The following is an 11,282-nucleotide window of genomic DNA, read 5'->3' as shown; positions in this document are numbered from 1 at the left end:
GTTGGCTCAACAGCTGGCAAAAATTTAACACTAGATATCTGTGGCGCATGTCACCCGTTCTACACTGGTACTCAACGTGTTGTTGATACTGGCGGTCGTATCGAAAAATTCAAAAATCGTTTTGGCGCTTTGGGTAAAAAATAAACCCTATCGGTTTGTTAAAATGAATATAAGAAGGTGCCTATTGGCGCCTTTTTTTGTGTTTATTATTTAGAAGTTAAAGCTTATGGTATACCGAACTGGTTGTTGATACTGGTGGTCGTATCGAAGCTCTCGGCAAAATAAGCAAAAATAGTTTTGGTGCTTTGGGTAAAAGATAAACCCTATCGGTTTGTTAAAATGAATATAAGAAGGTGCCTATTGGCGCCTTTTTTTGTGTTTATTATTTAGAAGTTAAAGCTTATGGTATACCGAACTGGTTGTTGATACTGGCGGTCGTATCGAAGCTCTCGGCAAAATAAGCAAAAATAGTTTTGGCGCTTTGGGTAAAAAATAAACCCTATCGGTTTATTTTCCCTGTTAAAATGAAATTAAGAAGGTGCCTGTTGGCACCTTTTTTTGTGTCTTTGATTTAGTGGTTGTTGATACTGGCGGTCGTATCGAAGCTCTCGGCAAAATAAGCAAAAATCGTTTTGGCGCTTTGGGTAAAAAATAAACCCTATCGGTTTGTTAAAATGAATATAAGAAGGTGCCTATTGGCGCCTTTTTTGTGTTTATTATTTAGAAGTTAAAGCTTATGGTATACCGAACTGGTTGTTGATACTGGCGGTTCTATCGAAGCTCTCGGCAAAATAAGCAAAATAAGCAAAAATCGTTTTGGCGCTTTGGGTGAAAAATAAACCCTATCGGTTTATTTCTCCTGTTAAAATGAATATAAAAAGGTGCCTGTTGGCACCTTTTTTTGTGTTTATTTTTCGGTATTGAGAGGGGCGAGCATTTTTTCTAACTCATTTAACTTTAGTTCGTAGACCAGCGCGAGTTGTTCATTAAGTTTTCCTTCAGGCAAGCTAGGACGGGCATGGAGTCTGGTATTTCATTTTGATGCGCTAGGAAAGCCTGGTTGTTTGCAATGCTAATAGAGGGATTTGAATACCGGTGTAAAGCTTTTAGCGTGTAAAAATATCCTTGCTAATTTACTATAAATAAGCAGACACTGGCTTGTTTGTTAGGTGTTTTCGTCTATCTATGAATGATCTATCTGAATATCATCTGGAAATGGTTTGCCTTTCCCTGTTTCAGCAAAATCTTTGAGACTTAGCATAAATACTGCCCACTTCATACTGCAATGTGCCATAAAGTCTGTAGGCTCTTTCCAGTTTAAATGGGTAAACCGTACAAACGTTTGCTCACCCTCATTGTTTAATTTTATTAATATTTCTGTTCCCATCCATGCTTCCGGTACATTGCCCGAGTGCTTCCAATGTACAAGCTTATTTGGAATAAGCTCTGTTACCTTAAAGTCAGGGCCTCCCCCATTAAAGCGAAACTTGATTATAGAACCTACATCAGCGGCTCCAGATACATCGTTTGTCCACCACTGGGAAAGACCGTCGTCTGTGGTCAATAATTCGTAGATTTTTTCAGGAGATGACTTAATTCCGATTCGATGCGTTATTTCATTCATAGTTTTTTCCCAGATGTTTTTACACCTAACGTGTATTAGTCTGCATTCTTACTGATACACATTTAAATTTTTTATTATTAAAGAATAGACCAGAACGAGCACAAAAGCAGGTACTCTGTCTGATTCTAAAATCATTATTATCAATAATTTTCTCAGGTGCTCTATCGTCAAAGCGACTCAGCTAATAAAAACTCCATGCTCGCTTTTCCCCGTAAATGATAAATCTTAGGGGCGATGTCAGATCTAATGTTATCCTGCTTTAAAACGGTCAGATCAAACCCAAACTAATCAAACTGGTCACTGTATTGTTGATACTGGCGGTTCTATCGAAGCTCTCAGCCCGGTAGATAGGCAAAATCGTTTTGGCGCTTTGGGTAAAAGATAAACCCTATCGGTTTATTTCTCCTGTTAAAATGAATATAAGAAGGTGCCTGTTGACGCTTTTTTTTGTGTTTATTGTGCGGAATTTTAACCTTGTGGTATAAAACACTGTTATGTGTTTTCATAAGCATCGGGTTAATTCTGCCCTACAGCTGTAAATATTTGGAGTCAAAATGAATAATAAAATTATCGGGATCATACTTATCGTAGTCGGCGCGGCTTTAGTGATGTGGGGCTACAATATTTATGATGCAGCTAGCTCTCAAGTCAGTCGTGCATTAAGCGGTGAGACTCCTGTTGAAGCTTGGGCAGGTATGGTGGGTGGTGTTATTTGTATTTTAGTGGGAATCACAAAGGTAAAGTAATACCAAGTCCACTAATTAGATGATCTATTTAGGCGCCGGAAAAACGCATGAAAGCGAGGCATTGATTGCAGTAACTAGTTATTCTAATTATACAAAATCGTAGGGAACGATTTTGAACAGCTTTAGCTGGCCACGAAGTGGGGAATAACAGGATGTTATGAATCAAATTAATAACTAAGACTAAAACGTAGTTTTATGTCTAGCTAGCATATGTTTTAACAAGCATAAATGGGCATAAATTTAATAAATTTGGTATAAACCGTTCTCAAATCTTTGCAGTGCAAACCTCTACCATTTTATCGCGGTGTAACGGAGGCATGTTGTATGCCTCATTATAATGAATAATTGGGAATATTAATCGTCGCGATTATCATTTTTTGCATCTTTATCTTATCTGCTGATCGCCATTACGGCGGCTATTAAATATTTTGGATTATGCGCAGAATCGTACATTGGATGTACTTCTTTGTCTGTGTCAAACATGCCATAAACTGCCATCTGCGCGGTTCTAACCGAATATTCAACAGTAAACACACAATCTTTTGGAGCTTCTGCAAATTGCCCTATGAAGGCAAAGTTAGTCGAGCCCTTGGGGATGATATTTGGCCGGTCACCAAATTCACGGGGCATAAACACACTATCAACAAAAGGCATGGCAACGGGAATACAATTAACTTTGCCCGCATCGCTGAGCGGTTTCATTAACTCCTGTATTTTCAAATGGTAATACAGTTCCTGCAGCATTTCAGCGCCGCTGCATTCAGCCATTGTTTTATCGATATAATTTCCTTTTTTATCGGCATATAAACCATAACCCCAGAAAATTTTAACGTCATTGGGTTGATTGGGGAAGTGAGGTTGACGCGCAATAACAATTGACATCAACCAATTTGAATCGGTCAGCGTCACTAAACCACCGGTCCCGTCAACATTACCGGAAAAATTTTCCATATAATCGTGAAATGTGCTGCCCTTGATGGTGGCGGTAAAGGAATACCATTTTTGTAAATCAATATTGTCACAAAAGGGAGCCGGATTTCCAAAAGCCAGATCCTTTGCAGCAATCTTTTTCCAAAGCTTCCATGAGCCAGATTCCGCAACACCTTTTAGTTGAGCCGGGGTATTCCAGGTTCCACTGTCTGTGCTATCGGTTATTGAACCATTGGTAAAAAACACAACATCATGTTTTCCCAGTTGTATTTGACTGTTATCTTTGAAGTGCAGTGCGGTGGCTGTTTTCTTTCCCTGTGAAAAGTCAAAATCAATATCAACCACTTCCTTCTCTATACTGAATTTAACCCCTTTTTCTTGGAGATATCTGCGCATGGGTTTGATAACGGAATCATATTGATTGTACTTGGTGCGCATTATTCCGCCTAAGCGGTGAAGGCCGTCAACAAGATGAATAAAACGTTTCATATAGCGGCGCATTTCGGCAAGGCTGCTCCATTTTTGGAAGGCAAACATTGAGGTCCATATCAGCCAAAATTTAGTGTCAAAGAAACTTGGCTCAAACCAATCTTGGATGCGTTTATTTTTCAAAGATCTTTCTGACACGAAGGTCAGTTTTAAAAAAGCGGCCTGCTGACTGAGTGATAAACCATAGGATGAGACGTCTAATTTTTTACCCTCCTTTAAAAGCCTTGCCTGGGCATTTGAAACAAATCGTTCATTAAATTCATAGGATTCATCGCGCACGGAGACGTTCGGATCGTCTAATGAAGGGATCAGCGAAAGCAGTTCCCAATAACATTCATAATGCATTTCATGCATTCTTCCCCCTCGGATAATAAAACCCTGATCTTTATTTCCTGCTCCATCACAGGCGCCTCCGGGGATTTTGTCTTTTTCAAAAATATGAATATTTTCCCCGGGGACTTTGGCATCTTTTTCTAAATAAACGGCACTTGCCAGAGCAGAAATGCCACTGCCAATTAAATACACTTTTGCATCTTGCGGATGTTGATTTTTTTTACTGTGCATACGGACTCCGTTTAACCCAGCGCGAAGCTCATCTATTATTGTCGCCGGGGAAATTAGTTGAGTAGATCTTCGTCATAAGAGAGACGATGTTTAGGCGAAAGTAATTGTCTATTTGATTTTAGAAAGTATTGTTGTTATCAGTAAACCAAGTCCTAAGCCTGCTAATAAACTGACAATAAAATACAAAGCAGATTGATGCAGAAAGAACAATCCGACACTCCGAATATTAGCCGCCACCTTCGGCCCAGGTACTTTTATCTGATTTGCCATCTTGAACATCCAAGGTACACACCTACATCTCCTGTGAATTTTATCTAAAGAGGCCAAGGATTGCTTCACCCTCATAAAAACAGGCTGTCTGAAAATATAAGCTTGATGTGATAAAACAACGCAGAATCAAGTCGCCAAGATAAATTAAAAACTAGTTTAAATTAATCAAAAGTCAACGTTAAATCACGGCTTACATAATTGAAATGCACAAGTATTGCTTAATTTAGCAATACAAAACCGCTATAAAGCTGCGCACTTTTGTGGTTGTTAATTAATTTTTAGCTAAAAAATGTAGCATTAACCCCGCCTTAACCTCTCATCATCTATTCTATGCAGATATCAAATAAGGGAAAGGGCATGGTATATTAGCGTTAATGCAAGTAGTTAAAAATAATAACGCTTTGAGTTATGGAATACTTGTCCCACCTTATTTATGCCTGTTCTTATCCCATTTTAGCTGCTGGTAGACTGGCATGAACTTTATCTGTGTTAAGTTGATAAATGAATTTAGAGACAAAAAGGAATTGCTACGAGAATGCTAAATTTACTGCTGGTCGAAGATGATAGCGATCTGGCTGCTGCTGTTATTGATTATCTGGAGCTTGAAGATATTGCCTGCGACCACGCGGCAAACGGTGTGCTCGGCCTAAATCTTATTGAAAAAAACAATTATCAGGCTATTATTCTGGATCTTAATTTGCCCAAAATGCACGGATTAACTGTCTGTGAGTTGATGCGCGCGCAGGGCAACGATACCCCTGTCTTAATGTTAACAGCCATGGATAGTTTAAAGGACAAGTTGGCGGGTTTTGCTAAAGGCGCCGATGACTATCTGCTTAAGCCCTTTGCGATGGCCGAACTGATTGTCCGTGTTCAGGCACTGGCGAGGCGGCGCAGCGGTCAGGTGACATTATTAAAAGCAGTCGATATTGAGCTGGATTTAAAAATGAAAAAAGCATTCAGAAACACGCGCGAATTAAAATTGACACCAATCGCATTAAAAATATTGGAACTGTTGTTAAGAGAGAGCCCTAAACCGGTATCCCGAAGCACAATCACCCAAGCTATTTGGGGGGATGAGCAGCCGGAAAGCAACGCGCTGAAGGTACATATCTTTAATTTAAGAAAGCAGCTGGATTTGGCCGGGGATAAAATAGTGCTGCATACCATTAGTGGTTTCGGTTTTTCTATTGCAGATGAGCGGGCGCGCTAATGAACATCAGGCCGAGTCTTAAAATCTATTTTATCGCCACTATGTTAATACTGGTCGCGGTATTGACCGTTTTTTTCTCCGCATTAACGCTTAACTATTTTGAGCAGGGGCTAGATCGGGGAGTAAGACAGTCGATGCGCGAAGTTGTTAATATAGAGGAGGTTAAGGACGGGCAGCCGGTGACTATTATCGGCTTTGATATTGCCAGCCGCTGGAAAGATTTGCCTTTACGCGTCCAGGCGGTTTTTACAGATAGTCAGTTAAGCAAAGAGTATGCGTTACAGAAACGTTTACGAGGCGGCAATTTAATACACCCTCCCGAAGAAGCTATTTTTGCGATGAAAGCGATAACTAAAACAGGGGAAATTCGTTATATATCGAAAATATTTGATCCCCAAATCGCTATAAGCCCTATAGATAGGCCTATTCCTCATATTATCTGGATTGCTGTTTTTGCAATCTGCGCGATCACGCTGTTTTTATCCGCGCTGCTTTTTATTATCGGCAAAGTCGCGCGTCCCGTTAAATCATTAAAAAATTGGGCGAAGGCGTTAGACGAAGAAAAATTAAAGCAGCCTATACCCGATTTTCAATATAGTGAGCTTAATGCGCTTGCCGAGATTGTTAAAACCAGCCTTGGCTCGGTGCAGGAAAGCCTGGTGCGGGAGCAGCAGTTTCTTGCCCATGCCAGCCATGAATTAAGAACGCCTATCGCGGTGATCAGGGCCAATACCGAGCTGTTAAACAAGCTGCATCAAAAAGAGGGCGGCACAGCCAAACAGAGCAATGTCGTAGCGCGGATAGATAGAGCCGGAAAATCGATGACCAATCTTACCAATACACTGTTATGGTTAAGCCGGGAAGAACCTGTCTTGGTGGAGAGTGAAAGACTGGATCTGCAGCTGTTAATTGAAACCTTGACTGCCGAGCTCGGTTATCTTCTTAATGGTAAAGCCGTTCAGTTAGAGGTTAAAACCGCACCTTATACGGTGCAACTTGCTGAAATTCCATGTCGAATTGTGCTGGCAAACCTTATTCGTAATGCTTTTCAGCATACACTCGAGGGCAAGGTGGTTATTTATCAAGAAAAGAATAATATAATTATTACTAATAGCTGCGAAGAAAAAGCGCCTGCTTGTTCTGAGTTAGGTTTTGGATTGGGGCTGCGTTTAAGCAAAAAACTGGCTGTTCGTTATGGCTGGGATTATAGTTCAGAGCAGGACTCTGCTTTTTATAAAGCACAGATTCGGTTTTAGTAAAAGACCGCTAATACCCCTGTTTTTTGTCCCTGTTTGCCCACCGCGTTTAGGGATAGACTATTAAAACATTCTCATATTTAAGGAAAATAAAATGATTGAACAAGGTCAAAAATTAGCGCCTGCATTATTGAGTCAATTAACGCCGGATGGCATGAAAAATCATCAGGTAACGGATCTTTTTGCGGGTAAAAAAGTATTGCTATTTGCCGTGCCGGGCGCGTTTACACCAACCTGCTCTGAATCTCATTTACCGGGATACGTGGTATTGGCGGATCAGTTTAAAGCCAAAAAGGTGGATCTTATCGCTTGTGTATCCGTGAACGATGCTTTTGTTATGAAGGCATGGGGCGAAGCACACAACGCCTCTGAATTGATGATGTTAGGGGATGGGGATGCAAGTTTTACCAAGAGCCTCGGACTGGAAATGGATACAGCCGGTTTCGGCGGTGTGCGCTCCCAACGTTATGCGATGCTCATTGATGATGGTGTGGTGACGCAGCTTAATGTCGAAGCGCCAAAAGAGTTTGTCGTCAGCAAAGCGGAAGAAATGCTCAAAGCGCTGTAACGGTTTTAGATATAATACCAATTCCACTAATTAAATGGGCATGAATTTAATGGATTTGGTATAAATGCAGCTCAACGAGCTGCCAACCCTTATCCGCGCTCCTGCCAATAAATCCCCTGCAGATTTATGTTTGCTAGCGCATATCCCTATTATCAACCCCTTATCCCTATTACCAACTACCAACCCCTTATTTAATTCAACCGTATCTAAATTTTTTTATAGCGGGAAAGCCGCAATACGCAATCATATGCATTTTTTATCCACATGGAATTTCAAAAAAAGAGTAATTAAAAACCCTTTATTGGGTGACTGTTAGGGTCAATATAGCAGCTTTATACTGCCTGCTAAACGCAAAAGACACTGACTTTATTAGCAATATTATCGCCTATCTCTAACCTGCAGATTGTTGACATTTTTCTTGAAAATGCCGCTAATGGCAGTAATTTAAGCTTTCCCATTTTTTATTTCACTGTTTTTTTTATCTGTTTAAGCGTGGAATTTTTTATCAATATTACGGGCAAGTGAACGGCTTTGTCAGGATCGATATGCAGCGCATGAGACTCTCCGCTTTTTTTCTCTGCAACCCTACTCTGGAGGGTTTTTGCATGATTGGTTATCTCTATTGAAATTAAAGTAAATGTCAATAAAACTTATCAACAAAAGCGCAAATCCGCGTGCAGATCAGCGCAGCTAAATCCCGCTAATCCTGCCGGAACGGGCAAAAAACCTCAACAATCAGACCATTTTTTATGTATGGTTATTGCAGTACCTCCCGTCTGAGGCCCAGTATTAGACGACAAACTTTCAATATATTCTTTTCACGCAATTACCTTGAAAATAAAAGAAATATTGCACAGTGTGGCGTGAATAGATGAGCGTACTTTTAGGCAATAAACATGACCTTTGCCCTTTAATTATCGATATCGGTTAGCAACAAAAATTCTTATTGGAGAAATTATTTGCACAGCAACACAAACTATATAAAACGAATTTTATGGATAAGCGCGATCATGCTTACCGTCCTTGTGACTGGCTGTAATAGCAGCAATGACACCAGCTCAGAACCCGGAGTGATTCAGGAAGTGGCCCTTAACCATAAAGTGATCGCGACTTTTAGTGAAGCGGTGGTTCTTTCAACCCTTACTGAAAAAAGCTTTAGCGTAGTAAAAGATGCTGATGGAGTCGTGCTGAGCGGTGACTTCAATGTTGATGATGCATCCCATACCGCAAGCTTTACGCCAGCAGAACCAGGTTTCACAGCCGATACAGTCTACACTGTGACCTTGACCACTGATATAAAAAACCTAGCAGCACCAGGCGCCGACGCACTGACAGAAAATAAAGTCTGGCAGTTTACCAGCGGCGCGGCAGTAGATGCTGTTGCCCCCAGCGTAGACTCGACTACCCCGGCTGATACAGCTACTCACGTTGTACTTAATCGCCCCGTCTCTGCTAACTTCAGTGAAGCGCTTGACCCTGCTACGGTTAATAAATCTACCTTTACCCTGAGCGACGGGGGATCGAAAGTTTCAGGTGTTGTCAGATACAGTAATAAGGTGGCAACCTTTACTTCTACTAACAATCTAACTAAAGATACAATCTATACTGCCACGCTGACAACGGATATTAATGACCTTGCGGATCTTGCACTGGCAACTAAGACGTGGACCTTCAAGACAGGCTCAACGCTTGCTCTAGGACCTCTTCCTGTCAATATTGGAACTGCAGGCGATTTTGCTATTCTTAGTAAAACGGGTATTACCAATACTGATTCGCATGCATCTGATATCACAGGTGATATCGGTGCCAGCGGAATCTCAGCTACATCGATGAGTGATATTTGGTGTTCAGAAATAACCGGCACCATCTACGGTGACGATGCAGGTATGACAACTCCTTGTTATACTACGAGTGGTAAAGCAGCTTCTGCAGTACTCGATATGGGCACTGCTTATACAGATGCAAAAGATAGAAAAAATCCTGATGATACTGATTTTAAAAGTGGTTTAATTGGCGGAACAACTATTGATCCCGGCCTTTATAGATGGGGCTCTGATGTCAACATCACTACTGATGTTACCCTTTCGGGCGGTAAAAATGACGTTTGGATCTTCCAAATATCAAATAATGTCATTCAGGCGAAAAATACCCACGTCTTTTTAAAGGACGGCGCGTTAGCGAAGAACGTCTTCTGGCAAGTCGCCGGCAAAGTGACTCTGCACCCAGGAGCCGATTTCGCGGGTATCGTACTGGCCAAAACACTTATTGCGGTTGAGACAAACGCAGCGGTTAACGGCCGACTGTTATCACAAACCGCAGTTACATTAGATCAGAATAAGGTTACGCAACCGGCTGAATAAACTTTAAATGCGCTTTTCAAGCCCTGTCTTTTACGCAAAAGGCAGGGCTTTATTATTTTACAGCCTAAAAATTTCTCAGGGAGAGAAAATTAATGAACAACGCTAAAAACCATTCTAAAAAAATATTACAATCTTTACTTATCAGCGGTTTACTGATGGGTAATGCCGTCGCTGGCGATGGACCGTCTGCGGTATACCTTGGCAGTGCGGACAGTTTTGCCGTGCTAAGTCAATCTGGTATTACGGATATTTACCGTTCTGCAATTGTCGGGGATGTTGGTACAAGTCCTATCACAGGTGCTGCACTGCTGCTTACCTGCGGCGAAGTGACGGGTAATATATACACTGTCGATGCGAATGGTCCTTTACCCTGCTCAACAACTGCATCGGGTCTACTCAATTCAGCTGTCGGTGATATGGGATTTGCATACAATGACGCTGCCGGACGAACTACACCGGATTTTAGTGAGCTTGGTGCGGGTGAAATTGGCGGATTAACCATGGCGCCCGGTCTTTATAAATGGTCTACGGATGTGAGTATTACAACCGATGTGACGCTTTCCGGCGGACCGACGGATGTTTGGATCTTACAGGTGTCAGGTAACTTAACCGAAGCGGATGCTGCGCGAGTCACCTTAGCGGGTGGCGCCTTAGCTAAGAACATTTTCTGGCAGGTTGCCGATTCTGTTACGCTTGGAACCAATGCCCATTTTGAAGGTGTTGTTCTGAGTAAAAAGCTGATTGCAGTGAACACCGGAACCTCGGTAAACGGTAGATTGTTGGCACAGAAAGCGGTTACGCTACAGAAGAACGCAATTACGGAGCCCGCTGAGTAAGCATATAGCTTGCTTTCTTATTTAGCTACACAGAGAAGTTCAAAAGGGTTACAGATTTAGGTCTGAGCCCTTTTTTTTCGAGCAAGGCGTTGCGCAAAGGTCCAACGCCCGCAATTTATTCTCTCTCATTGCTGTGCACTTTAAAAAAGCACTGACTTTTTAACAAATATTATTGGCTATCTATAACCGCCTAACAGATAACAACCATCTTGGAAAATGCCGCTAATGGCAGTAAATCAAGCTTTCCCATTTTTTATTTCACTGTTTTTTTATCTGCTTAAGCGAGGAACTTTTTATCAATAATACGGGCAAGTGAACTGCTTTGTCAGGTTCGATATGGATCGCATAAGACTCTCCGTCTTCTTTCGCTGGAACCCTACTCCGAATGACTTTGTACAATTGGTTGTCTCTATTGAAATCAAAATA

The 11,282-nt window shown here is 41.4% G+C and carries 11 protein-coding genes; 7 read left to right on the top strand and 4 right to left on the bottom strand.

Annotated elements, in window-relative coordinates:
* On the top strand, positions 1-144 hold a 144-nt coding region (gene rpmE / locus ACJAZP_RS16675), incomplete at its 5' end, for a 50S ribosomal protein L31 (RefSeq protein WP_415231873.1).
* A 763-nt stretch (positions 145-907) separates the two neighbouring features.
* On the opposite strand, the gene ACJAZP_RS16670 is transcribed toward rpmE, so the two are convergent.
* Together ACJAZP_RS16670 and ACJAZP_RS16665 are read right to left on the bottom strand one after the other, a co-directional pair.
* Entirely contained in the window at positions 908-1,006 is a 99-nt protein-coding gene (locus ACJAZP_RS16670) for a putative quorum-sensing-regulated virulence factor (protein WP_415231872.1), read from the bottom strand.
* Positions 1,007-1,183: 177 nt separating this feature from the next.
* Positions 1,184-1,624, bottom strand: a complete 441-nt coding sequence (locus ACJAZP_RS16665; protein ID WP_415231871.1) for an SRPBCC family protein — start codon at positions 1,622-1,624, stop codon at positions 1,184-1,186.
* Positions 1,625-2,178: 554 nt separating this feature from the next.
* Here ACJAZP_RS16665 and ACJAZP_RS16660 point away from each other — a divergent pair.
* The gene (locus tag ACJAZP_RS16660) at positions 2,179-2,370 is read left to right on the top strand and encodes a DUF3185 family protein (protein ID WP_415231870.1); all 192 of its coding nucleotides are present in this window, start codon (positions 2,179-2,181) and stop codon (positions 2,368-2,370) included.
* Positions 2,371-2,760: 390 nt separating this feature from the next.
* On the opposite strand, the gene ACJAZP_RS16655 is transcribed toward ACJAZP_RS16660, so the two are convergent.
* On the bottom strand, positions 2,761-4,353 hold the full coding sequence (locus ACJAZP_RS16655) for an oleate hydratase (protein WP_415231869.1): 1,593 nt from the start codon (positions 4,351-4,353) through the stop codon (positions 2,761-2,763).
* Positions 4,354-4,461: 108 nt separating this feature from the next.
* A complete protein-coding gene (locus tag ACJAZP_RS16650; protein ID WP_415231868.1) occupies positions 4,462-4,623 on the bottom strand; it encodes a hypothetical protein in 162 nt (53 codons plus the stop codon).
* 535 nt (positions 4,624-5,158) lie between these two features.
* Here ACJAZP_RS16650 and ACJAZP_RS16645 point away from each other — a divergent pair.
* The 5 genes from ACJAZP_RS16645 to ACJAZP_RS16625 all read left to right on the top strand — a co-directional run bounded on the left by ACJAZP_RS16645 (position 5,159) and on the right by ACJAZP_RS16625 (position 10,856).
* The gene (locus ACJAZP_RS16645) at positions 5,159-5,836 is read left to right on the top strand and encodes a response regulator transcription factor (RefSeq protein WP_415231867.1); all 678 of its coding nucleotides are present in this window, start codon (positions 5,159-5,161) and stop codon (positions 5,834-5,836) included.
* The gene (locus ACJAZP_RS16640; protein WP_415231866.1) at positions 5,836-7,092 is read left to right on the top strand and encodes a sensor histidine kinase; all 1,257 of its coding nucleotides are present in this window, start codon (positions 5,836-5,838) and stop codon (positions 7,090-7,092) included. The genes ACJAZP_RS16645 and ACJAZP_RS16640 overlap by 1 nt, the downstream gene beginning before the upstream one ends.
* A 94-nt stretch (positions 7,093-7,186) precedes the next feature.
* Positions 7,187-7,660: a peroxiredoxin gene (locus ACJAZP_RS16635; RefSeq protein ID WP_415231865.1), complete on the top strand. Its 474-nt coding sequence runs from the start codon at positions 7,187-7,189 to the stop codon at positions 7,658-7,660.
* Positions 7,661-8,670: 1,010 nt separating this feature from the next.
* Positions 8,671-10,020, top strand: a complete 1,350-nt coding sequence (locus ACJAZP_RS16630; protein WP_415231864.1) for an ice-binding family protein — start codon at positions 8,671-8,673, stop codon at positions 10,018-10,020.
* Positions 10,021-10,112: 92 nt separating this feature from the next.
* A complete protein-coding gene (locus ACJAZP_RS16625) occupies positions 10,113-10,856 on the top strand; it encodes an ice-binding family protein (RefSeq protein ID WP_415231863.1) in 744 nt (247 codons plus the stop codon).
* Positions 10,857-11,282 lie beyond the last annotated feature (426 nt).

It is taken from the genome of Psychromonas sp. (assembly GCF_047632955.1).
GTDB lineage: Bacteria > Pseudomonadota > Gammaproteobacteria > Enterobacterales > Psychromonadaceae > Psychromonas.
This window is presented reverse-complemented; position numbering and strand designations above follow the sequence as displayed.